Raw genomic sequence first — 25414 nt, 5'->3', positions numbered from 1 at the left:
GCTCGCCACGCATCCGGCACCGTCGCAAGACGGCAAGCCGCAACAGTCGTACGACACGAAAAAGGCCAGATCACACGATGTGTGATCTGGCCTTGGTCTGGTGCCCCCTGCGTGGCACCAACCAGATCTGCGCCGGCTCCACCAGAGGTTGTATCCGGACGAAGACTGACCATCGAAGCCCGCGTCAGTTTCCGAAGCTGACCGCATCCGTCACCCGTGGTGCGCGACACGGCGACGACCGCGACCCCCAGGCGTTCCTACTCCGCTGGGACGGCAGGGCTTTTCGTCCACAGCCGACCTCTCCGGACACGAAAGCCTCTGTCGTAATGACAACCGACCGGGGCGGCTGTAGCCGGAGGATCATCCACATAGGCCGTGTGGCCGGCGTCTGCCGCCAAGATCGCCGCGTTCATCCTTCGCGCCAGACCCGGCGGCAGGAGCTTGTCCAGGTCCGCAGCAGGGCTGAAGGAGTTCTCACATTGTGAGACCGAGGGCGATGAGCGGGTTACGGAAGTCGTCGCGGGTCCAGCGGGTGCCTTCGGCGATGTTGGTGTGGTTGAGCAGGCGTAACGCGCCGATCGCGTGGCTGCGCATGACGGCGAGGATGGACGGGGCTGAGGCGGTGCGGACACGGCAGCGGTCCTCGCCGAGCGTCACATCCCGGACGTAATGATCTCTGTTTTCGATCGACCATTCGCCTCTGACCAGTTCGGCCAGGCGTCGTGGGCCGGTCAGTTCCGCGGTCAGGTTGGTGACGCCCAGCACCGCGACCGCCGACAGCGGCTTCCAGCCCAGGTCGTAGACGTGGCGTTCGAGCAGGAAGACCTGCTTGACGTGCGGGAAGCGGGTTCCGGCCGGGGCGGACATGACCTGGATGGTACGGATCTCGGTGCGGCCGTAACCGCGGTCGTAGGTAACCCAGTCGATCGGCACCGGCGGGCCCCGAGGTGGGCCAGGACCTCCTGGGGTGCGCGGGCGATCCAGTGCCTGATCGCCCGCGTAGGAGACCGCGCCGGACACGATCGCCGCCTGGACCAGCGCCAGCATCACCACCAGCGGATGCCGGCGCCCGCGCCGATCACGAGAGTCGGGGATCTGCGCCCAGACCTGGCGAAGATCGGCCATGTCCACGATCTCCTCACCGCAGGATGAGCGCCCACGGTGTGCCGGAGCGCGGTCGTGGCCGAAAGATCGCCTTCGTCGTGGGACGCTGGCGCCGCGTTCGGTCGGACGGGGATCGCCACGGGCCCGATGAGCGCGAGAACGCGACAGAGGTGAGAAGAGACGGCGAACGCCAGCGAACGCAGGGCTCGCCAGAGCGCGCGTTCGCCCACCGACAGCCAGAAGGCGACCAACGCGCCCGCCGCCGCGTGCGCGGCGAACATCGCCAGGACAGACATCCCGTCGTGTGCGGGGATCGCGCCGTGCGCGACGGCCATCGGGCCCGTGTGCCCCGGCATCATGGCGTGCGCGCCGACGCTGGATGTTCCGTCCGCCGGGGTCGTCCAGGTGAACCACACGTGCAGGTAGAGCTGGACCGTCTCCACAGCCGCCAGAAGCCAGCGGGCCGACCACTCACGACCAGCCAGGCGGTAGCCGATCAACGTCACCAGGCCCAGGGCCATGCCGACCGACCATGCCGGCACCAGCCGTGGGGCCATCAGATCATGACCTGCTTGGGACAGGCCAACGCACACCAGGGCGAAAACCCCGGTGCGCATCAGCCGAAACCATCCAGGCGGGTGCCGCACGACCTCCACCCCTGCTCTACGCCGCGTAGAGCAGCAGTCTAAAGCGGACCGGCGCACTGCCTTCCTTGCCGAGGCCTGACCGGCGTCTGCCGCCGCAGCGGTCCCATGTGGCGGACCCGTACGTAGGTCAGCGACGGGAGAGCAGCGAGGTGACCCGCATTCGTTCGCTATGGATCCACACGTCGGAGTACTCGATCGGCCGACCGTCGTCGAGGTAGGTGATCTGCTCCAGGTACAGCAGCGGGAATTGCTCCGGCACCTCGAGCGCCGCCGCGATTCGTCCAGCGGCGGCAGTCGCGCCGAAGGTACGTCGCCCAGTACTGATCTTCAGCCCGTACTCGTTCTCTAACAGGCCGAACAGGGAACGGTCGGCCAGGTCGACCCGGTCCAGGCCGGGAGCCAGATCGATACGTACGTAGTTGACCAGCCAGGCCACCGGGCCGGAGGAGGTGGCGCGGAGCCGCTCCAAGCGGAGCACTGACTGGCCGGGACGCAGGTCGAGCAGGGCAGCCACCGGCGAGGGTGCGGCCATGATCTCGTGGGTGACCACCTGGGTGGTCATGGAGACCCCCTGCCGGGCGAAGTCCTCGGACAGGGTGGTCAGCTTCTGCGCGATCGAGGGCTCGATGGTGGTGGAGGTGACGAAGGTGCCACGCCCCCGGACCTGCACCAGTAGGCCGTCCCGGATCAGGGTCGACAGCGCTCGACGCAGGGTACCCCGGGAGATGCCAAGCTCGGCCGCCAGTTCCGGCTCGCTGCGTAGCCGATAGTGCGGCGGCCACTCGGCGGACAGGATCCGCGCCCGGATCTGCTCCGACACCTGCGCGTGCAGGGGCATCGGCGCGTCACGGTCGAGGTGCTCGGACGCACCGGACGGGCCCAACTGGTCGGACATGTCACCTTCCATGGGGGACTCCGCCGCCCCTCGACCCACGGCTGCCGATCACAGCCGCTGCCTGTCGCTCGGGTCGAGGGGCGGACGGATGATCAATAGCTCGTAGTCTGTCCGTCTGTCGTGTCCGTGACAATAGCCACCCCGGCGCTGGTGCCAAGCAGCACCGCCCCGGCCCGCAGCAGGGACACGGCCTGATCGAAGGACTTGATCGAGCCGGAGGCCTTGACCTTCACGCCCTCCGGCGCCCGGGCCACCAGATAAGCGATACTCTCCGGGTTCGCCACCTCGATTGCACCGCTGCTGGCGTTCTTCAGGATCGCCGCACCGGCCTCGATCGACAGTTCGACGGCCGTCTCCCGCTCGGCTGGGGTGAGCAGCGGCAACTCGAGCATCACCTTGATCGGCACGCCGGACGCCCGGACCACCCCGGCGATGTCGTCGCGGAACGCGTCGTATCGGCCGCTCTTGAGCCAGCCGATCTGTACGCCGATGTCGATCTGCGTGGCACCGGCCTGGACCAGGCTCTCAGCTTCGGCGGCCTTGCCAGCGCTGGTGGTCACTCCGACGGTGGGGAAATCCAGCGCGGAGGCGACCTCGACGCCGGTGCCGCGCAGTACCTCGGCGACTTCTGGGACCCAGGAGCCCGGCACCATCGCGGCATTGAAGCCGTATCGGACGGCTTCCTCGGCGTGGGCTACGATCCGGTCCCGGGTCACTCCGGTCTCAATCAGGGTGTGTTGGATGTAGGGGGCCAGCGCCGCAGGAGTGGCCGCGGCGTCGGTCTGAGTGGCAGTGCTCACGTTCTATCTCCAATTGGGTACGTCGTGGGGGCGATGACGCCGCTACATCCGGTCCTGGTAGTAGTCGGGCACGATGACGCCGGGCTCGTCGAACCATCGAGGGACGTCCACGCCGCAGATCAGCCCCACGTTGCCCCACGGGTTGAACGCCCCGGTTCGCACGATCACCTTGGCCTGGTGGGCCAGCTCGCCGAGCATCTCGGCGTGCTGCCGGGTGGTCAGCGGTACGCCGGGGAAGCGCTGCCCCAGCCAATCCGCGAGGGGCTTGTTGTGAGTGGTGACGTCCTCGGCGACCACGAGGCCCTCGACGATGATCTCGTCGGCGACGAGGTCCAGCACGGTGGTGAGCCTGGGCAGATCCTCGGTGATGGCCAGGTCGATGCGGTGGGCGGTGCGCGGGATGGGGAAGCCTGCGTCGACCACGAGCAGCAGATCGGTGTGGCCGAGGGTGGCCAGCGCCCCGGACAATTCGGCGTTGAGCACGCCCCTGCGTTTCATGCCTTCTCCTTCATAGTGTGAGCGCCGGTGGCCAGGGCCATCACCCTCTCCTCGGTGGCCTCCGCCGCAGGGATGACGCCGACCAGGGCGCCGGCGGCCATGACGGCAATTCGGTCGCTGACGGTCAGCAGTTCGGGCAGGTCCGACGAAGAGACGACGAGCGCTACGCCCTTGTCGGCCAAATTGCGGAACAGTCGGTAGATCTCCGCCTTGGCGCCGACGTCGACGCCCCGGGTGGGCTCGTCCAGCAGCATCAGCCGGGGCTCGATGGACAGCCATCGGGCCAGCAGCGCTTTCTGCTGGTTGCCGCCGGAGAGCTGCGTGATGCCCTGGGCGGTCGTCGAGGTCTTCACCCGCAGTTCCTGAGCCCGGGCGTCCGCGTCTCGACGCAGGGCCCGCCGCTGCAGCAGGCCGAACCGCTGCCGACGATTCAGGGCCAGGATGTTGACGTTGTCGGCGACGCTCATCGTCGGCAGGATCCCCTGCTGCCGGCGCTCACCCGGCAGGTATGCCACCCGGGCGGCGATGGCGTCGCGCGGTGACTTCGCGGTGAACGCCTTCCCGTCCAGTGAGAGCTCACCGCCGGTCACCGGATCGGCGCCGAAGATGCCGCGCAACAGCTCGATCCGGCCGCTGTCGGGCAGCCCGGCCAGGCCGACCACTTCGCCCGGGGCGACTTCCAGGTCGACATCTGTGAAACCGGTGCCGGAGACGCCCCGGACTCGTAGGCGGGGGGCGGCCGTGGCGACGGGTGCGGGGGTGTCATGCCGGCTGAAGTCGGCGGCGAGTTCCCGGCCCACCATCGCGGCGACGACCTGGTCGGGGGTGACTTCCGCAGTGGGCCAGTGCCCGACGTGCCGACCGTCGCGCAGGACATGGACGTGCTGGGAGAGGGCGAACACCTCGGGCATCCGATGCGAGACGTAGAGCATGGTCACCCCGTCGGTCTGCAGCGACCGAATCACCTCAAACAGTCGCTCCGACTCCGATGGGGAAAGGATCGAGGTCGGCTCGTCGAGGATCACCACTCGCGCCTCGCGGGCCAGGGACCGGGCGATGATCACTAACTGTTGGGAGGCGGCGTCCAGGTGGCGGATGCTGCGTCGGGGGTCGACCCCCAGACCGAGCCGGTCCAGCAACTCCGCTGCCCGCGCGTTCATCCGACCGCGGTCGGGGAAGGGGCGGGATCCCGGTTCGACGCCGAGCATGATGTTTTCGGCGACGGTCCGGTCCTGGGCGAGAGCCAGCTCCTGGGGCACCAAGGCGACCCGATGCCGACTGAGCAGGGTGGCCGGATCGTACCGGCGGACCGGCTCACCGTTTACTCGCACAGTGCCGGAAGTGGGGGTGTCCAGCCCGGCCAGGATCTTCATGAGTGTCGACTTGCCGGCGCCGTTCTCACCCATCACGGCGGTGAGGCTGCCGGCAGGGACGCTCAGGTTCACGTCCTGCAGCGCGCGGACGGCTCCGAAGTGCTTCGACAGACCTGTCACCTCGACGGCGGCCGCCGTCGAGGCGGCATTCGTGGCCGGGCTGGTCATCGGCTCAGCCCTCCACTGGCGCGGAGGCCACGTTGTCAGGGGTGACCACAAGTGCGCCCGTGTCCACGTCCTTGATCTCGGTGCCGTTCTTGAGGAAGTCGGCGAGAAGCTTGACCGCCTGATAGCCCTGCTCGGCCGGGCCCTGGCTGATGGTGAGGTCGACCACGCCGCTCTTGAGGTACTCCACCGTCTGCGGCTGAACGTCAAAACCGACGGCGTGAATCTTGCCCGCCTTACCGGACTGCTGAAGCCACTTGGCCCCGGCGGTGAAGCTGCAGCAGTCGAGGGAGACGAGCGCGATCGCATCGCTCTGTGCCGCCATCGTGGACTCGATGGTGTTGTAGGCCGCGCTGGGCTCGTTACCGGTGTTGATCGGACCGACGACTTGCAGGCCGGAGTCCTTCAGCCCTTCCTGGAAGCCAGAAAAGCGGTCGTTGGACCAGCCGGCACCGGAGTCGACGGAGACCACGACGACCTTGCCGGTCTTACCCTTGAGCACGCCGAGCAACTCCTTCGCGAGGGACTTGCCGGAGGACACGAGGTCTTGGCCGACGAAGCCCATCTGCTTGGACTCGGGGTTGTTGGTGTTGAACGAGATGATCGGGATGCCGGCGTCGTACGCCTGGGCGATGACGGGCTTGAGGGCGTCGTTGCTGGCCGAGGAGACGGCCAGGCCATCGATCTGCTTCTGGTTGATCAGAGTCTGCAGCTCGGCGACCTGGTCGGCGGGGTTGCCGCCGGACGGCCCGATCATCTGCGCGTCGACGCCGAACTCCTTGGCGCCACGCTCCATGCCCTCTCGGATCGGGACGGCGAAGGCCAGCGATGGGTCGTGGTAGCTCAGCTTGATCTTGAGTGGCTTGCCCTGCTTGACGTCTTCCTTGATGTAGTCGGCGAGCTTGAAGCCGCCGTTCTCGGCGGAGGCGGTGCTGGCCGGGGTGACCGCGCCGCAGGCGGCGTTCGCCAGCAGCGCCAGGCTGAGGGTCACGGCGACCGCGACCCGACGCCCGAGGGAGAACTTCATTTCGGGTGGCTCCTTACGGTGTGGGGGGACGGGTAGTCCGGGGCGCGTGCAGGTGAAGGTCACCGACGTCCGGAACGTCTGCGAAGCCAGGTGTCGGCGGCTACGGCGAGGATGATCACAGTGCCGGTAGCCACCGTCTGCCAGAAGGAGGAGATGCCGCGCAGGTTGAGGATGTTCTGCAGGACGCCGATGAACGCGACGCCGATGACGGTGCCAAGCATGGTGCCGGAGCCGCCGAACAGGGCCGCGCCGCCGATGATCACTGCGGAGATCGCGGTGAGCTCCATGCCGGAACCGGTGACCCCCTGCACGTAGGAGAGGAAGGACAGACCGAGCACGCCGGCCAGACCGGCGAGGGTGCCGGAGAGCATGAAAGCGGTGACCTTCACTCGGCCGGTGTTGATGCCGCACAACCGCGCGGCCTCGGCGCTGCCGCCGACGGCATAGGTGTTGAAGCCATAGCGGGACTTTGAGAGGACGATCGTGCCGAGGACGGCGACGACGGCGAAGATGACGAGCTGCATCGGCAGGACGCCGAAGAGCTTGCCCTGACCGAGCAGGTTGAACTCGGCGATGTCAGGGTCGTTGGCGGACAGGGAGATCGGCGACCCGCCGCTGAGCAGCAGCGTGACGCCCCGATAGACACTCAGCGTGCCGAGAGTGACGATGAAGGACGGGATTCTGAATCCCACGGTCATCAGGCCATTGATCAGGCCTGCGACCGTGCCGGCGGCGATCCCGGCAAGAGCGGCCAGCGGCCAGGCGACATCCGAAGTCATAAGGAGACCGCAGACGACGGCTCCGAGGCCGTAAATGGAGCCGACGGACAGATCGATCTCAGCGTTGATGATGACGAAGGTGACGCCGATCGCCATGATGCCGATCTGCGCGATCTGCTGGCCGACGGTGAGGAAGTTGCTGGTCCCTACGAAGCCCGGAGCGAGCAGAGTGCCCAGCAGGAAGAGCACGACCAGGGCGAGGAAGGTGCTGGACTCCCGGGCGTGCAGGAACCGCTGGAGGGGCGAGGGGTTGCTGGGGGCCGCGACCCCGGACTTCACCGGAGGCGCCGCCTGAGTGGTCATCTGGGCCATCTCTCTCATCTCTTCAACAGGGTCGCGACATCGTCCAGGCGGGGCAGGGCGGGTATGACCTCGGCGATGCCGACGCTGTGGGCGCCGGCCGCGGCGGCGAACCGAACCGCCTCGGTGAGGTCGTCGCCCCGGACTAGGGCGACCGCGAGCGCCCCGGTGAAGGCGTCGCCTGCACCGGTGGTGTCGACCACGCGGGGCACGGTGACCGGCGCGACCCGGGTGCGCTGCCCACCTGAGTCCACCAGTGCGCCCTGGGCGCCGAGGGTGAGCACAACTGTTCCGGCGTAACGGGTCCGGAGCAGGTCGACGAGCTCATCGCCGCTGGCTGTGCTGTCCGGGTCTCGACCGGTGAGCACCCGAGCTTCGCTGGCATTGGGGGTCAGCACATCGATCCACGCCCACGCCTCGTCGGGCAGGGCCACGGCCGGGGCGGGATTGAGCAGGGTGCGGACCCCGTGCTCGTGCGCGGTCCGCAGGGCCGCGAGCGCGACCGGCAGGGGAATCTCGAGGCTGACCATGGCGAGGTCTGCCGCAGCGATTCGGTCGGCGAACCCTTCGACGTCTGCCAGAGTCAGCTCGTCCAGTGCTCCGGGTGCGATTGCGATCCGGTTCTCCCCCTCGTCGTCGACGAGGATGATGCCGACCATGGTGGCGGCGCCGGCGGTGCGGACCCGACTCGCGTCGACCCCTTCCTCGGCCCATAGCCGGCGGGCGGCAGCGCCGAACTGGTCCGGCCCGACCGCGGTCAGGAAGCTGACCTCCGCACCGAGGCGGGCCGCAGCCACTGCCTGGTTAGAGCCCTTGCCTCCGTGCCCGGAGGTGAACTGGCCGCCCGAGAGGGTCTCCCCCGCGACGGGCATCCGGGGCACCTGCATGGTGAGCCCGGCACCGTAGCTGCCGACCACTGCAATCTTCATCCTGGCCTCTTGTTCATGGACAACCATGTACAAACTTGGCGGTGACGCTACCGACGGCGTGTCGTAGGTGTCAATAGTCAGGAGAGTTCCCCTGACACATCCCCTTGCCCAGGAAGGCGATCCGATCCTTGGCCCACGACCAGCGAGCGCTGATGAGAACGGGCGGGACTCCATAAGACTGGAGGCCCGCCCGTTCCTGTGCTGTTGGGCTGGTCAGCGGCTTGATCCGCTGGTCAAGGTCTGGTGCCCCCCGCGAGGGTGCCAACAGAAGGGAAACAAGAGGCACCCCTTCTAACCAGGCAATTCGCACTCGACCACGATTGAGGCGGTCCACCCCCTCCCGAAGCGACGAGTCCGTACCGTCCGAGTCGCAGCGGAGAGGTGAAGACAATGCCCGATATCGCCCAACTGCTGGATCCGGCGAACGTCGACGGGGCAGTGTGCTTCTCGTTGCGCAGATCGCCGCGGTAGGTCCGCTCGCATGTGCAAGCCATCTGGCTGGGCGCTTGTTCTATGTAGCGGCCTAAATGCGCTCAAGAGTTCCGCGAACGTCTCGAACCGCAGCTCGCCATCCTGGAGGCGCAACCATCGCGGCAGGACCACGCGGAAGAGTTACTCGACCGGCTCCCCCTCCTGACCGCCAACCTCGCCGAAGCTCCTGAGGAACTCCAGCGCGAGCTGTTCGAGGTCTTTCACCTGGAGGTCCGCTACGACGCCCGCGCGAACACCGCCCTCATCAGGGTCACGCTGGACAGCGACACGATCAGTGACATCGTCAGCCTGAGCGAGAGGGTAGTAAGCAACCCGTCACCCTCAGGCAGGCCTCAAGCATCCATGATCGAAACCGACACCAGCTCGCGCGATCACGTTCATGCCTGCCCGCCTATGGCCTCGACCTCCGATGGCAGCCAGACAAACGATCCCATAGGACGCAAAAACGGGCACCCTTCGCCCCGAAATGGGGTGGATGCCCGTAGCGCAGATCTGCTTGGTGCCCCCTGCAGGATTCGAACCTGCGCACCCGGCTCCGGAGGCCGGTGCTCTATCCCCTGAGCTAAGGGGGCTCAACCGCTGATAAGGCTACCAGCACTTGAAGGCCGCTCGTGACATCATTTCGGCCGCCGGAGAGTGCGGGCATGTGGATCAGCGAAAACCGCGCGGCCACCCCGTCTCATTGGCTAGCTTTGCCGCCGTGGGCGAGCTTCTGGGACGCGTGCTGGTCGTGGATGACGACGAGGTCATCCGGCAGCTCATTGCGGTCAACCTGACCCTTGAGGGGTTCGAGGTCGAGACCGCGTACGACGGGCAGGACTGCTTGGACCGCGTCCATGACGTGGATCCCGATGTGATCACGCTCGACGTGATGATGCCGCGCCTGGACGGCTGGGAGACGGCGACCCGGCTGCGGGAGGACCCGAGCACCCGGCACATCAAGGTCATGCTCATCACCGCCCGAGCCCAGGAGGACGATCGCAGGCGGGGGTACGACCTCGGTGTCGACGCCTATCTCACCAAGCCGTTCGACCCGGCCGAGCTGATCCAGATCGTACGGGACCTCGCCAAGGGCCCCGAGCCGCTCTGAGCGCATTGGTCCACGGACGCGGGCACCGATTGGCCCGGGTACGCGCGCCGGGACGCTTCTAGCCTCGGCAAGCGTGATCGACGCATCGACGTTCCTGGTGTACGCGGCCGCCTCGGCGGCGGTGGTGGCCGTGCCGGGCCCCAACAATCTCTACATCGCCGCCCGGGGTGTGGCCCAGGGCCGCCGTGCAGGGGTCGCCTCGGCCCTCGGTGTGGAGACAGGCACGCTGCTCCACATCGCCGCGGCGGCGGCCGGCCTCTCCTATCTGCTCGCGCGGTCCGCGGAGCTGTTCACGGCGGTGAAGTGGGCCGGCGTCGCCTACCTCGCCTATCTCGGCGTCCGCGCCCTCACCGGCCGGGGCTCCGGCGGTGACGAGCCGAGGCCACAGCCGCTGCGCCGGGTCTACCTCGAAGGCGTCGTGGTCAACGTGCTGAACCCCAAGACCGTGCTGTTCTTCCTGGCGTTCCTGCCGCAGTTCGTGGATCCCTTCGGCGACGTACCCGGGCAGGTCCTCCTTCTCGGGCTGGTCCTCGCCGTCATCGGGCTGGCCTCGGATCTCGCGTACGCGCTCACCGCCGGGTCGCTCGGCCGCCGCCTGCGCGCGAGCACGCTCAGGTACGCGTCGGGGATCGTCTACCTGGCGCTCGCCCTCGTCGCCGCGCTGAGCGGAACCGGGCGTGCGGCGCGGGGCTGATCAGCCCGGGCAGGGTGCGACGGTCCGGGCGGCGTCGTCGATGAAGCGGGCGAGCCAGGCGGGGTCGGCGAGCACGGTCAGATGACCCCGGCCCGGCAGATGCGTGAGGCTGCCGTCGGCGCAGGCCCGCAGGAACGCCTGCTCGTCGGCGCGCAAGTGATCTCGGGTGCCGTTCACCAGCCAGACCCGCCCGGGGTAGGCCGCCAGCGAGGCCAGGGGGTCCTCCGCCGTGACCGCCGCGACGACGGACGCCACGACCTCGCTGCTCAGGCCACCCTCGATCATGGCTTGCCCGGCGGCGCCGGGCAGCATGCGGCGCAGCACGAAGCGGCTCACCCGGTCGGCCAGGGCGGGATCGCGGGCGGCCAGTCGCCCGGCGAGCCGGTAGGCGCGCGCCCAGGGCACATCCGGCCGCGCCGTGCAGCCCATCGCGACCAGGCCGGCGACGAGGTCCGGGTGCCGCGCGGCGGCGGCGATGCCCACGTAGCCGCCCAGGGACAGCCCCACGACCAGCGCCCGGCCGCCCAGGTCCTCGATCGCCTCCGCGACGACGTCGCAGGCCGCCTCCGTGTCGTACGGCAGGCCGCGGCGGCGTCCGTGACCGGGCAGGTCGGGCGCGGCGGACGGAGCACTCAGCAGCGCCCGGACGGGGGACCACATCGTGCCGCTCACGCGGGTGCCGTGGACGAAGACCACCGGCATGCTCATGATGCACCTCCTCGAACACAACGCGACGTTGCGTTGTGTTTCTCAGTAAAACACAACGGTGCGTTGCAGTAGGCTCCCGGCATGGCCCCACGCAAGAAGGACGACATCCTGAACGCCGCGCTTCGCCTGCTGGCGGAGAAGGGCTACGAGGGCCTGACCATCGAGGGTGTGGCCGAACGGTCGGGGGTCAACAAGACGACGATCTACCGGTGGTGGCCGTCGAAGGCCGCCCTGCTCGGCACGGCGCTGGTCGAGGCGCGGGCGCTCGACTTCGACGTGCCCGACACCGGCAGCCTGCGCGGCGACCTCCACGCACTGGTGGGCGGCCTGGCCCGGCTGCTCACCACTCCCCCGGCGGCGGACATCGCCGTCGCTGCGCTCGGCGCCGCCGCCAACAACCCCGAGCTCGCGGAGGCGGCCAGGGACTTCTTCGCCGACCGGTTCACCCGCGAGCGTCCGATCTTCGAGCGGGCCCGGGAACGCGGCGAGATCGCCGATTCCGGCGACCCGATGCTGATCATGGATTTGCTCGCCGGTGCGGTCTGGCTGCGGGTGGTATTCCGGCAATTGCCTCTCGACGATGGCTTTACCGAGCGCGCGGTGAACGCCGTACTCGATGGGGTAGGGCGGCCAGAGGATCCGGAGGCAGGCCGACCGGCACGCACCGGCGGCTGACCGGGCGGATCCGCCGGACGGCCCGGCCAGGAGCGCACCGGCCAGGAGCGCAGGGCAGTGGTCCTTGGGCGGGCCCGCCGCGACGGGTTCGCGGGCACGCGCGCTCCACGCGCGGCCGCGTGCACCCGGCGCGCACCTTCCCGCGGACGTCTCATGACCTGCCACGGTCGCGTCCGCGCACGTCATTCGCGCAAATCCCAGCCGCGCCGGCCACGTCAGGCCACACCGTGTCATATCGCAGCGTGCAAGAGCGCCGTGTCATGTCGCACCGTGTCATGTCGTGCCCCAGCGCCGAGTGGAGGGAGCACACCGATGACCATGTCCAGCAAGCCGCCGAAACCGCACGGCAAGCGGCCCCGGCTCCTCCTCGGAGTCGCCGCGGCGCTCGCCCTCGCGACCGGCGCCGGCCTCGCCGCGGCCGGCGCTCCCGGCCAGGACCAGCCGCGGTACGCCCAGGCGGGACGGCTCCAGCCCGGCCCCGCGCAGTTCGGCATGACCGAGCTCGCCCTGCTCCAGCTCGGACAGGCTCAGCGGCCCGGCACGTCCAGCGACTACCAGACCTTCACCAGCCAGACCGGGGCGGTGGACTCGGTGCAGAGCGGCACCCTCACGGTGGACGGCCGCAGCTACACGGTCGACGAGTCGACCAGGATCGTCGCGGACTACAAGGGCCTGCAGGGGGTCCAGCAGGGTGACCAGGTCTGGGTCGTGGGCACGACCGGGGACAACCCGAAGGCGATCATCGTCGCGGACGCCAGCCGGCCGGCGCTGCCGGGACACGGCGGAGGCGGCGCGCCCCCGGCGCAGACCCCGCAGACTCCGCAGACTCCGTCCGCGCCCGCCACGCCCAGCGAAGGGGTCTCACCCGCGACCGTGCCGCCCACCGGGTGACGGCGGCCGCGATGCATGGGCGGGGACCGCCGCGGTCCCCGCCCATGCGGTCACGCCCCTGCGATCACGAGGTGGCGAACGTGAACCAGTTGAGGTTGACGAAGTCGGCCGGCTGGCCGCTGCTGAAGGTGATGTAGACGGTGTGGGTGCCGGTCGTCGGCGTGATGTTGGCCGGCACCGTCGTCCAGTTCTGCCAGCCGCCGGTGTTGCCGACGGCGAAGTCGCCGATCGGAGTCGCCGTCGGGCTGTCGAGCCTGACCTGGACGAGGCCGCTCACGCCGGCCGCCGCGCCGGAGGCGACCCTGGCTTTGAACTGCCGCGCCGCCGTCGAGCCGAAGTTGACGCCGTCGTAGCGCAGCCAGTCGCCGTTGGCGATGAAGCCGACGTCCTGCCCGCCGCCGGCGTCCTGGGTCGTCTCCGTCTGCGTGCCGCTCTGCGCCTGGTAGTTCTCCGCCTGGATGGTGGAGCGGGCGTCCACGCCTCCCGGCTGTTGTGGGCTCGGCGACGGGCTGCTGGCCGCGCCGCTCTGCCATACGGCCACGTAGTCGACCACCATCGGGCGCCCGGATACCGTCGCCGAACCAGGCGTGGAGGTGCCGGCGACGCCGTTGGGGAAGCCGCCCCCGATGGCGACGTTGAGCAGGAGGAAGTATCCGGCGTGGGAGGTCATGTTCGACCACGTCGTGGCGTCGAGCTGACCCTGGCTGACGCTGTGGAACTGCTGGCCGTCCACGTACCACCGGAGCTGGTTGGGGCTCACGCTGCGGTCCCATTCGAACCGGTAGGTGTGGAAGGCCGACTGGCAGGTGGAGCCGGGGCAGGCCCGGCTGTTGCTCAGGCCGTTGGTCTCGTTGCACGGCCCGTTGGGGTTCACGCCGCAGTGCAGCGTCCCCCAGACCGTGTTGAGCCCGTTCACGTTCTCCATGAAGTCGAGCTCGCCGATCGAGGGCCAGTTCTGGTAGTTGCCCCGGTAGGGCGCGCCGAGCGCCCAGAAGGCCGGCCAGTAGCCGAGGGCGGCGCTGCCGGTGACGTTCGGCATCTGGATGCGGCCCTCGATGCGGAGGATGCGGCCGTCGGCCGGCTTGAAGTCGGCGCGGCGGGTCTCGATTCGCGCGGACGTCCAGTTCTGCCCGCTGCCGATCGGCGTGATGCGCAGGTTGCCGCTGCCGTCCAGGCTCAGGTTGGACGTGCTGGACGTGTAGTTCTGGATCTCGCCGGTGCCCCAGTTGCCCGGGCCTCCGGGGTAGGCGTGGCCGGTGTCGATGATCCAGTTGGTGGACGAGGGAAGCGTTCCGGCCGTGCCGTCGAAGTCGTCCGACCAGACGAGCGACCAGCCGGAGGGCGTCGAGGGGACCGACGCGTCGGCGGGCCGTACGGCGAGGGCCATGACCGCGGCGGCCGCGGCGAGCAGCGCCAGCATCGAGCGCCGCCATGGGGAGTGGAGCACACGCATGAGTACCTCTCTCCTCGGTCCGGTCGTCGCGGCGGGGGGATCGGGGGGTGCGGGCGGCTCCTCACGGCGCACAGAGGTGGACGTCTGGGAGGCCGGACGGCGGTGTCCGGAGAGGGCCGTGAGGGCCCGCGCACCGCGACCGCGGACCACTTGAGCGACACTGTCCCCTTTGAATCTCACTCGCGTCAAGAGGGTCTGTGAAATCCGAGAGAGCGTTCTCAGGGGAAGACAGCCGGTGGAATGCGCGGTACGAGAGCGCTCTCCAAGGCGTTCCCGGAGCTGGGAGGATACGGCGCCACGACCGGCCTGACTCGCGGCCCGGTCACGGTGCGGTCGTCCGGCGGAGCCCGGTCGCGGCCATGGCGCCGAGCAGCGCCACCGCGGACAGGAGCACGACGGTCTCCCGGAAGCCCGTGAGCGGGGAGCCCGTCGCCGCGCCGCGGGCGGTGAAGAACGTGACGAGCAGCGCGATCCCGAACGATCCGGCGAGCCGCTGCGCCACACTGAACAACGTGTTGCCGTCAGGGACGCGCTCCGGCGCCAGGCCGCCCAGCAGCGAGACCACCAGCGGCTGACTGGTGAACCCGATGGCCAGGCCGCGCCCGCACAGGACGAGCGTCGTTAGCCACACGGGCGTGTCCGGCGTGAACAGCGCCATGAGGCCCGTCATCACCGCCAGGAGCACCATCCCGAGCACGACCGCGGACCGCACCGAGTAGCGTTCGGCCACCTTGCCGCCCAGCCAGGTGGACAGCCCCATCGCCAGGCCCTGCGGCAGGAGCGCGAGCCCGGTGACGAGGCCGGTGTGGTGCTGGATCGTCTGGAGATAGAGCGGCGCGAGGAACAGCACGGCGAACAGCACGACGCTCGACACCGCGCACACGGCGAGCGTCAGCGCCCGCGCCGGGTCCCGCACCAGGTCGAGCGCGAGGGCGGCCTGCGGCCGGCGGCGGGCCCACAGCACATAGGCCGCCAGAAGCGCCAGACCGGCCGGCCACCACGGGGTGGCCCAACCGCCGGCCGCCGCCCGTTCGACTCCGTAGGTCGCCAGACCCAGCCCGGCCGCCAGCAGGATCAGCCCCGGCAGGTCCGGCCGTACGGCACGATCGCCCCTGACGCCCAGGCCGGCCCGATGCGCCGCGAACGCGCCGGGCAGGGCGAGCAGCCCGATCGGCAGGTTGATCAGGAAGATCGAGCGCCAGCCGTACGCGCCGATCAGCAGGCCGCCCAGGGAGACGCCGAGCGCGGGCGCCGCGAAGAACGCGAGGCCCGCGGAGAGCGGCACCCTGCCGCCCGAGCCCGCCGCGGCTCCGCCCTGCCCGATGAGCAGGCCGATCGCCAGCGGGACGAGCGGCGCGCCGCCGAGGCCCTGCAGCACTCTGCAGCAGATCAGCGCGCCGGCGTCCGGGCTCAGCGCGCACGCGGCGGACGCGAGCGTGAACAGGGCCAGGCCGGCGATGTACGTCGGCACCAGCCCGAACCTCCTGGCGAGGAAGGACGTGACGGACAGGCCGACCGCCAGCGCGAGCAGGTAGCCGCTCACGGCCCACTGCACGACGTCCAGCGGGCGGTCCAGTTCGCGTACGAGGCCGGGCACCGCGAGGTTGACCACCGACGAGTCGACCATCGACAGGATCGGGCCCGCGACGAGCCCGGCGGACATGAGCCGGGTGGGCGTGGCCGCCTCGGCGCCCGTCATGTCGGGTCCTGCGGCGCGGACTCTGCGAGCGCCGCCTGCAGTTCGTCCAGCCAGGCCAGTTCGAGCCGGTGGCCCTCGAGGTTGAAGCGCAGGACGCGCAGGCCCCACGGCTCGTGTCCCGCGGCCGCGGCCAGTTCCTCCTGCGCCGCCAGGGAGTGCTCGACGCACTCCCGCCGCGCCTCGATGATCCTGCGCCGGTCGGACGCGGGCAGCAGGTCGAACAGGCCCACCCTGACCTGGAACTCCTCGTCCTTCGCGAGGAGCATCGGGTCGGCCGTGCGCAGAAGCGCCAGCAGACGCGCACGGCCCTTGTCCGTGATCCGGTAGACGGTCCTCGGCGGACGCCCCGGGGCGACCTCCTCCGCCACCTTCTCGATCTCGCCGCGCTGCTCGAATCGGCGCAGCGCGGGATAGAGCGTGTTGTTGTTGAGCAGCCCTCCCGTGGCGCGCTCGATGTACTTCTTCACCTCGTAGCCGTGCTTCGGCGCGTTCAGCAGTCCTCGGAGGATCACTATGTCGGAGTACACGCGGTTAACCTAACCTAGGTTATGTTAACAGTACAGAGAGGAAGCGCAGGGTCAGGCGCCCCGGCCCCAGCGGTAGACGCCGTAACCCGTCAGCAGCAGGCTCACCGCGCCGGACACGGCCCGCCACGTGTTCCAGGTCGTCCAGCGGGCCGAGTAGTCCGACCAGATCCGGGCGGCGGCCTCGGCCGGGTCGCCGTGGGCCGCGGCGGCCGCCAGGGCGTCGTTCATCGGCACGTTCACCGCGGCCGTGATCAGGATCACGCCGACCGCGTACACCCCGGCCGCCGCGAAGAACGGCCAGGCCGCGCCGGAGCGAGGGGTGGTCAGCAGCAGGGCGCCCGCACCGGCGGCGGCGACCGGGGCGAGGACGAACGCCGCCAGGAACACCGGGTTCTGGATTTTGGCGTTGACCGCGTTCATCGCGTCGACGGCCGAGGGAGCCGACGCGGCGTTCAGTCCCGGCATGACGCCGGCCGAGAACCCGAAGAAGGTGCCCGCCATCCCGGCGGTCATGAGCATGGACAGGGCCGCCGCGACGACGGCCAGGAGATACGTCATGGCGATCAGTCAAGCGGCGGGCGGCTCGGGGCGACATCGTCGAGAAGCTCGACCTCATATCCGGCCGTCTACGATTCCGGGCATGGACGCGCTGGCCGATCTCCTCGACGGGCCCCGCGCCCGGGGAGCCTTCCTGCTGCGGGCGACGCTGAGCCCGCCCTGGTCCGTGCGTATCCAGGACGAGGCGCCGCTGTGCCTGGTCGCGATGGTGCGCGACCAGGCGTGGATCACCCCGGACGGGGACCGCGCCGTACGGGTGGGGCCCGGCGACGTGGCGATCGTGCGCGGGCCCGGGCACTACACGGTCGCCGACGACCCGGCGACCGCGCCGCAGGTGGTCATCCATCCCGGGCAGGTCTGCACCGCACCGGACGGGCGCGGCATGTCGGCGGAGATGGACCTGGGCACCCGCAACTGGGGCAACGACCCGGACGGTCCGGCCGTGATGCTCATCGGCACCTACCAGATGCGCAACGCTGTCACCCGGCGACTGCTGGCGGCGCTGCCCACGCTGCTGGTGCTGCCCGGCGACTCCTGGGACGGATCCCTGGTCGCGCTCCTCGGCCGGGAGATCTCCAAGGACGAGCCGGGCCAGGAGGTGGTGCTCGACCGCCTGCTGGACCTGCTGCTCATCGCCGTGCTGCGGACCTGGTTCTCCCGCCCGGAAGGGCAGGCCCCGGGCTGGTATCGGGCGAACGGCGACCCGGTGGTGGGGCCCGCGCTGCGACTGCTGCACGCCGACCCGGCCCGTCCCTGGACCGTCGCCGAGCTGGCGGGGAGGGTGGGGGTCTCCCGCGCCGCGCTGGCACAGCGGTTCGGGAAGCTCGTCGGCGAGCCGCCGATGGCCTACCTGACCGGACTGCGGCTGGCGCAGGCGGCCGACCTGCTGCGTGAGACCGACGCGACCCTCGAGTCGGTGGCCCGGCAGGTGGGGTACGGCACCGCGTTCGCGCTGAGCACGGCCTTCAAGCGGGAACACGGCGTGAGTCCGCAGCGGTACCGCGAGGGTCTGAGACGCCGCGCCGGGTAGACCCACGTGACGGAGTTCATGAGAGCGCTCTCTACGAAATGCCGGCTCGACGCGTCCGGACGCGATCTCGTTCGTGAGGGGACGGCGCCTCCACGTCGCATCGACGGCCACGGGAGTGATATCACCAGCGGATACCACTCTCCGAGATGAAAGGTATCGTTGCCGATCCAGCCCTTGACGCCCCTCCGGCCGACTCCCCCCTGGCCTGAGAGCGCTCTCTTCTTGCATGCTTGTGCGGAAGCCTCACGGGCACGGCGCTGGCGCCCCTGCCACTCGTGCTCATCTTCGTCCTGCCGGGCGAACGGATCATCGGAGGAACCATGCAAGGAGCTGTGAAGAGTTGACCGCGGAGACCATCACGACTCGGGAGGCCGGTTCGCCGGGCTTGGCCTTCCCTGACGGCTTCGTCTGGGGTGCCGCCACGGCGGCCTATCAGATCGAGGGCGCCGCCGCCGAGGACGGCCGCGGCCCCTCAATCTGGGACACGTTCTCCAAGGTCCCGGGCAACGTCGCCGACGGCCACACGGGCGACGTCGCCTGCGACCACTACCACCGGTACGCCGAGGACGTCCGGCTCATGACCGAGCTGGGCCTGGCAGCCTACCGGTTCTCCGTGGCCTGGCCGCGGATCCTGCCGGCCGGGGCGGGGCGGGTCAACGCCGCCGGTCTCGACTTCTACGACCGCCTGGTGGACGAGCTGCTCGCCCACGGCATCGCGCCGTACGCGACGCTGTACCACTGGGACCTGCCTCAGGCGCTGGAGGACGCCGGCGGCTGGGCCGTACGGGACACCGCGGCGCGCTTCGCCGACTACGCGGCCGTCGTGCACGAGCGGCTCGGCGACCGCGTCCGCACCTGGACGACGCTGAACGAGCCGTGGGTGGCGTCCTTCCTCGGCTACTGCTCCGGCGTCCACGCCCCGGGCAGGCGCGACCCGGCCGCCGCCTTCCGCGCGGCGCACCACCTGCTGCTCGGCCACGGGCTCGCGACGCAGGCCCTGCGGGCGGGCGGCGCCGCCGAGATCGCGCTCACCCTCAACCTCTCCCCCGTGATCCAGGTGGACGGCGGCGAGCGGGAGGCCACGCTCGTGGACGGGCTGATGAACCGGCAGTTCCTCGACCCCGCGCTGCGGGGCCGTTACCCGGAGGACGTGCTGGACGTCGCCGCCCGTCACGGCGGCCTCGGCCACATCCGGGACGGCGACCTGGCCGTCGTCCACCAGCCGATCGACCTGCTCGGCATCAACTACTACAACCCGTCCTTCGTGTCGGCCGCGCCCGCGGAACCGGCCAACCCCGCCTTCCCCGGCACCGAGGGCATCCGGTTCGAACCGCCGACCGGCCCGACGACCGCGATGGACTGGCCCATCGAACCGGGCGGCCTGGAGACCCTGCTCGTACGGCTGTCGCGCGACTACCCCGAGGTCGGGTTGCTCGTCACCGAGAACGGCGCGGCCTTCGACGACCGGCCCGACGGCGATCGGGTGCACGACGACGACCGGATCGGCTACCTCGACGGCCACCTGCGAGCGGCGCACGCCGCGATCACCGCCGGTGCGGACCTGAGGGGTTATCTCGTATGGTCGCTCCTGGACAACTTCGAGTGGGCCTACGGGTACCACAAGAGGTTCGGCATCGTGTACGTCGACTTCGAGACCCGGCGACGCGTTCCCAAGGACAGCGCACTGTGGTATCGAGACGTCATCGCACGTAATGGGCTGGGGAGTGCCTGACGAATGCCGCCCGTCGCGCAGCAGGGCTTGATTCGTCAGGCACGACGAAGGGGGAATGAATGAAACGACCCACTCTGGAGGCGGTGGCGGCGCGGGCAGGGGTCTCCCGCGCCACCGTCTCCCGGGTCGTCAACGGGCAGATGACGGTGACACCGCAGATCAGGGATGCCGTGATGCGCGCCGTGGACGAGCTGGGATACGTCCCCAACTCGGCGGCGCGCAGCCTCGTCACGCAGCGGACCGACTCGATCGCGCTGGTCGTGTCCGAGCCGCCGACCAGGGTCTTCTCCGAGGACCCGATGTTCTCCACCGTCATCCGCTCGGCCAGTCTGGAACTGGAGGCCGCCGACAAGCAGGTCGTGCTCATGCTCGGCGGCTCCCCCGAGAGCCACGCGAGGATCGAGCGTTACATCGCCAGCGGCCACGTCGACGGGGTCATGCTGATCTCGATGCACGGCGCCGACCCGCTGCCCGCCGCCATCGCGCGGATGGGCGTCCCCGCGGTCTCGTACGGCAGGCCGGCCGTGCCGGTGGCCCTGCCGTACGTGGACAACGACAACGTGGGCGGCGCGGTGAAGGCGGTGCGCCACCTGCTGGACAGCGGGCGGCGGCGCATCGCGACGATCGCCGGGCCGCAGGACATGATCGGCGGCCAGGACCGGCTCACGGGCTATCGCGACGCACTGCGCGAGTCCGACCGGCGGTCGATCGTGGCCGTCGGGGACTTCACCCGGGAGTCCGGCGCCGTCGCCATGCGCCACCTGCTGCAGGACGACCCGGACCTGGACGCCGTCTTCGTCGCCAACGACCTCATGGCCATCGGGGCGCTGCAGACCCTGCGCCAGGCGGGCCGCCGGGTGCCGGACGACGTGGCGGTCGTCGGGTTCGACGACATCGAGGCGGCCCGCTACACCGAGCCGCCGCTGACCACGATCAGGCACCCGATCACCGAGCAGGCCGCCGCGATGGTCCGGTTGCTGCTGGGCCTGTTCAAGGGCGGCCCGGCCGATCCGGTGATCCTCACGACCGAGCTCGTCGTCCGCGACTCCGCCTGAGCGATCGCGGCGGTCAGGACGCCGTGGTCAGCGACTCGACCGGCAGCCCGGCCTCGACCCAGTCCTGGATGCCCTCCCGGTACTTGCGCACGTCGGTGTATCCGAGCGCGGTCAGCCGGTTGGCCACGGCCTGGCTGTTGGCGCAGGCCGGGTTCGAGCAGTAGGTGACGATCGGGGCGGTCTTGTCCGGCAGCAGTTCCGCGGCCCGCTCGGCGACCTCGGACTCCGTCAGCGGGATCGCGCCCGGCAGGTGCTGCCGGGCGTAGTAGTCGCCGCCGAGCGCGTCGACGACGGTGACGGCGCCCGCGTCGATCGCGGCCTTGAGCTCGTCCCTGCTGATGAGAGCGGTCATTGCGTCCTCCAATTAACTGGACTACAGTCCGTTTTCGTGAACAACCCGGAAATTACCGGACCGCAGTCCGGTTCGTCAAGAGACCTCACGTCCCTGATGGCGAACCCGCCCCGCGAGCGCGCGGACGCGGCCCGCAACCGGCGACGGGTGCTGGAGGCGGCGGCGAAGCTGTTCCGCGAGCAGGGAGTCGAAGCGGTCTCGATGGACGCGGTGGCGGCGGAGGCCGGGGTGGGCAAGGGCACGCTGTTCCGCCGGTTCGGGGACAAGTCGGGACTCGTGGCGGCCCTGCTCGACGACAAGGAACGGGAACTGCAGGAGCGGATCCTGTCCGGGCCGCCGCCGCTGGGGCCCGGCGCCTCACCCGCCGATCGGGTACGGGCGTTCGTGGCGGCCTACGCCGACTACCTCTTCGATCACCTGGACCTGCTGCGCGTCTCCGAGACCGCGAGCCCCGGAGCCCGGTATCGAATCGGGTCCTACCGCTTCTGGCACCGCCATCTGGCGATCCTGCTGGCCGAGGCGCGCCCCGGCGCGGACGCCGACTACCTCGCCCACGCGCTGCTGGCCCCGCTCGCCGCCGAGCACGTCACCGCCGTGCTGCGGGAGTGCGACGCCGCACGGGTCGCGGCGGGTCTGGCAGTCCTCGCGGACGCCCTGATGCCGAACCGGCCGTAACCCCCGGGGCGCTGCGCGTCTACCCCCTCCGCGCGGCGGGCAGCCGCGCGGCGGAGGAGACGGAATAGTCGGTGTAGCCCTGCTCGCCGCCGCCGTAGTAGGTCGCGGGGTCCGGGCGGTTCAGCGCAGCGCCGGAGCGCATCCGCTCCACCAGGTCCGGGTTGGCGAGGAAGGCCCGGCCGAAGGCGACGAGATCGGCGCCGTGGCGCAGCCAGCGCTCCCCCTCGGCCCTGCCGCCGTCGGCGGGGAACGCGCCTCCCGTGCTCGGCGCCACCACCAGGACACCGGGCCAGGCCCGGCGGATCCCTCCGGCGAGCGGTGTACCCGCCGCGACACCGGCGAGGTGCAGGTAGCCGAGACCGGCCGGGGCGAGGGCCGCGGCCAGGGCGGGGTAGATCTCCCCGGCGCCGTCCTCCGTCATGTCGTTGCAGGGGTTGCCCGGCGTGAGGCGCAGCCCCACCCGGTCGCCGCCGGCCGCCTCCGCCACGGCCTCGCACAGCTCGACGGGGAAGCGGACGCGGTCGCGGCCGTACGGGTCGCCGCGGCGGTTGGTGGCCGAGCAGAGGAACTGGTGGATGAGGTAGCCGTTGCCGCCGTGCAGTTCGACCCCGTCGAACCCGGCGTCGACGGCCCGCCGGGCGGCACGGGCGAAGTCGGCGATGGTCTCCCGCACCTCGCCGGTGGTCAGCTCACGGGGCACGGGGAGGTCGCGACGGCCGTCGAGGGTGAAGATCTGTCCCGCGGCCCGCACCGGCGACGGCGCGACCGGCCGGAGCCCGTTGACGCTCGGATGGCCGATCCGGCCCACGTGCATCAACTGGGCGAAGATCCGCCCGCCCGCCGCGTGCACCGCGTCCGTGACCGCCCGCCACCCCTCGGCCTGCCGGTCGGTGTGCAGGCCGGGGGTGCCGGGGTATCCCTGGCCCGCCGGGCTCGGCTGGGCGCCCTCGGTGACGATCAGTCCCGCGGTCGCCCGCTGGGCGTAGTAGCGGGCCGTCTCCGGGCCCGGCACCCCCCGGCGGTCGGCACGACTGCGAGTCATCGGCGCCATCACCAGCCGGTTCGGCAGCAGTAGCCGCCCCAGCCGTACGGGCTCGAACAGATCGGGCATCGCGGCCTCCGCCTCCGCTCAGGCCGGCACGTCGGCGGACGCCTGGGCACGCAGCGCGGCCAGGCAGAGGTCCAGCCGCTCCCGGCTCTCCTCGTCGCCCGTCGCGGACACCACCAACTCGTAGTCCGCCGCGGCGTCGGCATAGCGGCCGGACTCCTGCCGGACGACCGCCCGGTTGAACCGGATGTCGGGCGTCCCGCTCAGGTCGACCGCCCGGTCCAGGTCGTGTGCGGCCGCGGTCAGGTCGCCGGCCGCGAACGCGATCTCTCCCCGCAGCGCCCACGCCTCGGCCAGCCGCTCGTCACGCTCGATCGCGGCCGACAGCGCCGCGCGGGCGCCGTCGCGGTCGTCCCGCTCGGCGAGCAGCCGGCCTTTCAGGCACAGCAGGTGCGCGTTCGCCGGGGCGAGCTCAAGCCCGGCCGTGACGTCCGCCCACGCGTCGTCGATCCGGCCCAGCTCGCACAGCAGCCCGGCCCGGTTGATGCGGGCGTCCAGGTGCGCCGGGTCCAGTTCGAGCGTGTAGCCGAAGTCGGACAGCGCCCCGTCCACGTCTCCGAGCTCGAGCCGGGTGTCGCCGAGGTTGTAGTACGCCTCGGGGAACGGCGGCGACAGGCGCAACGCCTCCTCGTAGGAGGTGATCGCCTCCTCGTCGCGGCCGAGCCTGCGCAGGATGTTGCCCACGTTGAAGTGGTGCTCGGGGAAATCGGGGTCAAGCTCGACGACGGTCATGTAGTCGCGGAGCGCCTCCTCCAGCCTGCCCATCTGGCCGAGCACCTGGGCACGGTTGTAGCGCAGCACCGCACGGTGCAGAGCGTGCTCTCCCGGGGCGAGCTCCCGGTCCAGCCTGGCCATGCCGTCCTCCAGCATGCGCAACGCCTCGTCGGCCCGTCTCTGACGCACCTCGACCAGGGCGAGGCCGTTGTGCCCGAAGACCGTGTGGAACGCGCGCTTCTTCGGGTCCTCCACCAGTGAGGCGATAGCGATCGACATGTTCATCCAGGCTCTCGCCCGCTGATAGTCCCGCCGCGGCTCGGGGTAGTGCCGGGCGTACAGCATCGCGGTGCTGTAGGCGAGTTCCATGTGGACCAAGGGGTCCGCGGTGACGGCACGGGCCTCGTCGTAGATGGCCAGGGCCTCGTCCGCCCGCCCGAGCGAGGCGAGCGTGGTGCTGGTCGCGTTCGTGAAGTGCCACCACAGCTCTTCCTGGACCGACCGGTCCACGATGGCCCTGCCGCGCAGTCCGAGATCCGCCGCCGCCTGGTAGAGGCCGATGCCCCGGCAGTGGTCCAGCGCCGTCCGCAGCGCGGTCAGGCCGGCGCCGGCCGGGTCGCTGCCGTGCTCGGCGTGGTAGGGGATCGCGCCCAGCGACAGGGAGAACTCGCCGCGGGCCGCCAGCGCCGCCGCCCGCTCGTCGTGCAGCCGCACCCGCTCCGCCTCGTCCAGCCGCTCGTACGCGCGGATCAGCCGGGGGTCGTCGCTGGTCCCGTCGCCGTCCACGTACGCCCGCACGTCCCGCGCCGGATCGGCCCCGGGATCTCCGTCCGGGCCCGGATCGGCGCTCGCCGGCGCGTCGGCGCGTACGGTGTGGCGTTCCAGCACGGCGGCCAGGGAGACGGCGATCTCACCCGGGGGGTCGGTGATCGGTTCGGTGCCGGTGCCGACCACGACCGTCAGCTCGCCGAGATCACCGCGGCGGAGCAGGACGGCGACGAACTCCTGGTCGGTCGGGTCCGCCTGGTGCACGTTCTCGAAGACGAGCGTGCGCGGCCCGCCGCCCGACTCCCGCAGGTGGTCGCGCAGCAGCTCGGCCAGCCCGTTAGCGATGTTCAGCGTGTGCAGCCGAGAGTAGAACCGGGTGCGCTCCCCCTTGCGAGCGGTCCACTCCAGAGACGTCCACATCGGGGGCACCAGGTGGGCGAGCTCGGGGGCGCTGGTCAGGATCTCGATGTTGTGGGCGGGCCCCGTCTCCGGCCGGCGCCGCAGCGCGTCCGGCACGAGCGACCGCATCAACGTGCCCGCGGCGGTGTACGGCCCGCGCAGCCGCCGGTGGGCGTCGAGCACGGCCAGGACCGGCGGGAGGTCGAGCCGGCTCAGGTACAGCTCGCGGTCGCGGCGCCGGGCGGCCCTGATCCAGTGGTGGGTGGCCATGGTGCTC

General features: G+C 70.6%; 25 protein-coding genes and 1 tRNA gene. 8 read left to right on the top strand and 18 right to left on the bottom strand.

Translation table 11 applies throughout. From position 1 onward, the window contains the following. Positions 1-474: 474 nt before the first annotated feature. The 10 genes from ACQPZZ_RS08990 to ACQPZZ_RS08945 form a co-directional block, all read right to left on the bottom strand. Positions 475-1047 (bottom strand): hypothetical protein, encoded by a 573-nt coding sequence (locus ACQPZZ_RS08990; protein WP_432930650.1) that lies wholly within the window; start codon positions 1045-1047, stop codon positions 475-477. Next, positions 1047-1721: a hypothetical protein gene (locus ACQPZZ_RS08985; RefSeq protein ID WP_432930648.1), complete on the bottom strand. Its 675-nt coding sequence runs from the start codon at positions 1719-1721 to the stop codon at positions 1047-1049. Before ACQPZZ_RS08985 ends, ACQPZZ_RS08990 begins: the two co-directional genes overlap by 1 nt. A 157-nt stretch (positions 1722-1878) precedes the next feature. Beyond that, positions 1879-2658: a GntR family transcriptional regulator gene (locus ACQPZZ_RS08980; protein WP_432930646.1), complete on the bottom strand. Its 780-nt coding sequence runs from the start codon at positions 2656-2658 to the stop codon at positions 1879-1881. 80 nt (positions 2659-2738) lie between these two features. Beyond that, positions 2739-3446, bottom strand: a complete 708-nt coding sequence (gene deoC / locus ACQPZZ_RS08975) for a deoxyribose-phosphate aldolase (RefSeq protein WP_432930644.1) — start codon at positions 3444-3446, stop codon at positions 2739-2741. Between the two features lie 42 nt (positions 3447-3488). Continuing rightward, the gene (gene rbsD, locus ACQPZZ_RS08970) at positions 3489-3944 is read right to left on the bottom strand and encodes a D-ribose pyranase (RefSeq protein WP_357051079.1); all 456 of its coding nucleotides are present in this window, start codon (positions 3942-3944) and stop codon (positions 3489-3491) included. Next, on the bottom strand, positions 3941-5485 hold the full coding sequence (locus ACQPZZ_RS08965; RefSeq protein ID WP_432930641.1) for a sugar ABC transporter ATP-binding protein: 1545 nt from the start codon (positions 5483-5485) through the stop codon (positions 3941-3943). The genes rbsD and ACQPZZ_RS08965 overlap by 4 nt, the downstream gene beginning before the upstream one ends. A 4-nt stretch (positions 5486-5489) precedes the next feature. Beyond that, on the bottom strand, positions 5490-6509 hold the full coding sequence (locus ACQPZZ_RS08960; protein ID WP_363646264.1) for a substrate-binding domain-containing protein: 1020 nt from the start codon (positions 6507-6509) through the stop codon (positions 5490-5492). A 59-nt stretch (positions 6510-6568) separates the two neighbouring features. Beyond that, positions 6569-7591, bottom strand: a complete 1023-nt coding sequence (locus ACQPZZ_RS08955; RefSeq protein WP_357051070.1) for an ABC transporter permease — start codon at positions 7589-7591, stop codon at positions 6569-6571. Between the two features lie 14 nt (positions 7592-7605). Further along, positions 7606-8517, bottom strand: a complete 912-nt coding sequence (locus ACQPZZ_RS08950) for a ribokinase (RefSeq protein ID WP_363646263.1) — start codon at positions 8515-8517, stop codon at positions 7606-7608. A gap of 989 nt (positions 8518-9506) precedes the next feature. Beyond that, positions 9507-9581: transfer RNA gene (locus ACQPZZ_RS08945), tRNA-Arg, on the bottom strand. 149 nt (positions 9582-9730) lie between these two features. Between ACQPZZ_RS08945 and ACQPZZ_RS08940 the strand changes: the two genes are divergently transcribed. Next, complete coding sequence (locus ACQPZZ_RS08940) at positions 9731-10099, top strand: response regulator transcription factor (protein ID WP_432934316.1); 369 nt, start codon at positions 9731-9733, stop codon at positions 10097-10099. Positions 10100-10172: 73 nt separating this feature from the next. Further along, positions 10173-10793 carry a LysE family translocator gene (locus ACQPZZ_RS08935; protein ID WP_432930638.1) on the top strand — a complete coding sequence of 207 codons (621 nt, stop codon included), beginning with the start codon at positions 10173-10175 and terminating at the stop codon, positions 10791-10793. On the opposite strand, the gene ACQPZZ_RS08930 is transcribed toward ACQPZZ_RS08935, so the two are convergent. Continuing rightward, on the bottom strand, positions 10794-11501 hold the full coding sequence (locus ACQPZZ_RS08930; RefSeq protein WP_432930636.1) for an alpha/beta fold hydrolase: 708 nt from the start codon (positions 11499-11501) through the stop codon (positions 10794-10796). A gap of 81 nt (positions 11502-11582) precedes the next feature. Between ACQPZZ_RS08930 and ACQPZZ_RS08925 the strand changes: the two genes are divergently transcribed. After that, positions 11583-12176, top strand: coding sequence for a TetR/AcrR family transcriptional regulator (locus ACQPZZ_RS08925; protein ID WP_432930634.1), 594 nt, complete (start codon positions 11583-11585; stop codon positions 12174-12176). 312 nt (positions 12177-12488) lie between these two features. Continuing rightward, positions 12489-13067, top strand: coding sequence for a DUF5666 domain-containing protein (locus ACQPZZ_RS08920; protein WP_432930632.1), 579 nt, complete (start codon positions 12489-12491; stop codon positions 13065-13067). A gap of 64 nt (positions 13068-13131) precedes the next feature. Here the strand turns inward: ACQPZZ_RS08920 and ACQPZZ_RS08915 are convergent, their stop codons facing one another. From ACQPZZ_RS08915 to ACQPZZ_RS08900, 4 genes are all read right to left on the bottom strand, one after another. Beyond that, positions 13132-14520, bottom strand: coding sequence for a glycoside hydrolase family 16 protein (locus ACQPZZ_RS08915; protein ID WP_432930630.1), 1389 nt, complete (start codon positions 14518-14520; stop codon positions 13132-13134). 322 nt (positions 14521-14842) lie between these two features. Beyond that, positions 14843-16219, bottom strand: a complete 1377-nt coding sequence (locus tag ACQPZZ_RS08910; RefSeq protein ID WP_432930628.1) for a DHA2 family efflux MFS transporter permease subunit — start codon at positions 16217-16219, stop codon at positions 14843-14845. Beyond that, the gene (locus tag ACQPZZ_RS08905) at positions 16216-16746 is read right to left on the bottom strand and encodes a PadR family transcriptional regulator (protein WP_432930626.1); all 531 of its coding nucleotides are present in this window, start codon (positions 16744-16746) and stop codon (positions 16216-16218) included. The genes ACQPZZ_RS08910 and ACQPZZ_RS08905 overlap by 4 nt, the downstream gene beginning before the upstream one ends. A gap of 51 nt (positions 16747-16797) precedes the next feature. After that, on the bottom strand, positions 16798-17304 hold the full coding sequence (locus tag ACQPZZ_RS08900; protein WP_432930624.1) for a DUF1772 domain-containing protein: 507 nt from the start codon (positions 17302-17304) through the stop codon (positions 16798-16800). 82 nt (positions 17305-17386) lie between these two features. Here ACQPZZ_RS08900 and ACQPZZ_RS08895 point away from each other — a divergent pair, with 82 nt between their 5' ends. From ACQPZZ_RS08895 to ACQPZZ_RS08885, 3 genes are all read left to right on the top strand, one after another. After that, positions 17387-18334 carry a cupin domain-containing protein gene (locus ACQPZZ_RS08895; RefSeq protein ID WP_432930622.1) on the top strand — a complete coding sequence of 316 codons (948 nt, stop codon included), beginning with the start codon at positions 17387-17389 and terminating at the stop codon, positions 18332-18334. A gap of 340 nt (positions 18335-18674) precedes the next feature. After that, positions 18675-20066, top strand: a complete 1392-nt coding sequence (locus tag ACQPZZ_RS08890; RefSeq protein WP_432930620.1) for a GH1 family beta-glucosidase — start codon at positions 18675-18677, stop codon at positions 20064-20066. A gap of 59 nt (positions 20067-20125) precedes the next feature. Then, a complete protein-coding gene (locus ACQPZZ_RS08885) occupies positions 20126-21121 on the top strand; it encodes a LacI family DNA-binding transcriptional regulator (RefSeq protein WP_363646234.1) in 996 nt (331 codons plus the stop codon). 13 nt (positions 21122-21134) lie between these two features. Here ACQPZZ_RS08885 and ACQPZZ_RS08880 read toward each other — a convergent pair whose 3' ends face one another. Continuing rightward, the gene (locus ACQPZZ_RS08880; protein WP_363646233.1) at positions 21135-21473 is read right to left on the bottom strand and encodes a rhodanese-like domain-containing protein; all 339 of its coding nucleotides are present in this window, start codon (positions 21471-21473) and stop codon (positions 21135-21137) included. 96 nt (positions 21474-21569) lie between these two features. On the opposite strand from ACQPZZ_RS08880, the gene ACQPZZ_RS08875 reads away from it, so the two are divergent. Continuing rightward, positions 21570-22148, top strand: a complete 579-nt coding sequence (locus ACQPZZ_RS08875) for a TetR/AcrR family transcriptional regulator (protein ID WP_432930617.1) — start codon at positions 21570-21572, stop codon at positions 22146-22148. A 19-nt stretch (positions 22149-22167) separates the two neighbouring features. On the opposite strand, the gene ACQPZZ_RS08870 is transcribed toward ACQPZZ_RS08875, so the two are convergent. Both ACQPZZ_RS08870 and ACQPZZ_RS08865 read right to left on the bottom strand, forming a co-directional pair. Next, entirely contained in the window at positions 22168-23259 is a 1092-nt protein-coding gene (locus ACQPZZ_RS08870) for an alkene reductase (RefSeq protein WP_432930615.1), read from the bottom strand. 18 nt (positions 23260-23277) lie between these two features. Continuing rightward, positions 23278-25407: a tetratricopeptide repeat protein gene (locus ACQPZZ_RS08865; protein ID WP_363646230.1), complete on the bottom strand. Its 2130-nt coding sequence runs from the start codon at positions 25405-25407 to the stop codon at positions 23278-23280. Positions 25408-25414 lie beyond the last annotated feature (7 nt).

Origin of the sequence: Microbispora sp. CA-135349, assembly GCF_050947365.1 — a bacterium.
GTDB lineage: Bacteria > Actinomycetota > Actinomycetes > Streptosporangiales > Streptosporangiaceae > Microbispora.
The sequence above is the reverse complement of the archived record's forward strand: the minus strand, read 5'-3'. Positions and strand labels throughout refer to the sequence as shown.

Coding starts and splice junctions, on each gene's coding strand:
- ACQPZZ_RS08865 (WP_363646230.1), bottom strand. CDS start 25,407: ATGGCCACCCACCACTGGATCAGGGCCGCCCGGCGCCGCGACCGCGAG.
- ACQPZZ_RS08965 (WP_432930641.1), bottom strand. CDS start 5,485: ATGACCAGCCCGGCCACGAATGCCGCCTCGACGGCGGCCGCCGTCGAG.
- ACQPZZ_RS08915 (WP_432930630.1), bottom strand. CDS start 14,520: ATGCGTGTGCTCCACTCCCCATGGCGGCGCTCGATGCTGGCGCTGCTC.
- ACQPZZ_RS08980 (WP_432930646.1), bottom strand. CDS start 2,658: ATGGAAGGTGACATGTCCGACCAGTTGGGCCCGTCCGGTGCGTCCGAG.
- ACQPZZ_RS08990 (WP_432930650.1), bottom strand. CDS start 1,047: ATGCTGGCGCTGGTCCAGGCGGCGATCGTGTCCGGCGCGGTCTCCTAC.
- ACQPZZ_RS08875 (WP_432930617.1), top strand. CDS start 21,570: ATGGCGAACCCGCCCCGCGAGCGCGCGGACGCGGCCCGCAACCGGCGA.
- ACQPZZ_RS08870 (WP_432930615.1), bottom strand. CDS start 23,259: ATGCCCGATCTGTTCGAGCCCGTACGGCTGGGGCGGCTACTGCTGCCG.
- ACQPZZ_RS08920 (WP_432930632.1), top strand. CDS start 12,489: ATGACCATGTCCAGCAAGCCGCCGAAACCGCACGGCAAGCGGCCCCGG.
- ACQPZZ_RS08880 (WP_363646233.1), bottom strand. CDS start 21,473: ATGACCGCTCTCATCAGCAGGGACGAGCTCAAGGCCGCGATCGACGCG.
- ACQPZZ_RS08960 (WP_363646264.1), bottom strand. CDS start 6,509: ATGAAGTTCTCCCTCGGGCGTCGGGTCGCGGTCGCCGTGACCCTCAGC.
- ACQPZZ_RS08910 (WP_432930628.1), bottom strand. CDS start 16,219: ATGACGGGCGCCGAGGCGGCCACGCCCACCCGGCTCATGTCCGCCGGG.
- rbsD (WP_357051079.1), bottom strand. CDS start 3,944: ATGAAACGCAGGGGCGTGCTCAACGCCGAATTGTCCGGGGCGCTGGCC.
- ACQPZZ_RS08955 (WP_357051070.1), bottom strand. CDS start 7,591: ATGACCACTCAGGCGGCGCCTCCGGTGAAGTCCGGGGTCGCGGCCCCC.
- ACQPZZ_RS08885 (WP_363646234.1), top strand. CDS start 20,126: ATGAAACGACCCACTCTGGAGGCGGTGGCGGCGCGGGCAGGGGTCTCC.
- ACQPZZ_RS08985 (WP_432930648.1), bottom strand. CDS start 1,721: ATGCGCACCGGGGTTTTCGCCCTGGTGTGCGTTGGCCTGTCCCAAGCA.
- ACQPZZ_RS08895 (WP_432930622.1), top strand. CDS start 17,387: ATGGACGCGCTGGCCGATCTCCTCGACGGGCCCCGCGCCCGGGGAGCC.
- ACQPZZ_RS08925 (WP_432930634.1), top strand. CDS start 11,583: ATGGCCCCACGCAAGAAGGACGACATCCTGAACGCCGCGCTTCGCCTG.
- ACQPZZ_RS08950 (WP_363646263.1), bottom strand. CDS start 8,517: ATGAAGATTGCAGTGGTCGGCAGCTACGGTGCCGGGCTCACCATGCAG.
- ACQPZZ_RS08900 (WP_432930624.1), bottom strand. CDS start 17,304: ATGACGTATCTCCTGGCCGTCGTCGCGGCGGCCCTGTCCATGCTCATG.
- ACQPZZ_RS08930 (WP_432930636.1), bottom strand. CDS start 11,501: ATGAGCATGCCGGTGGTCTTCGTCCACGGCACCCGCGTGAGCGGCACG.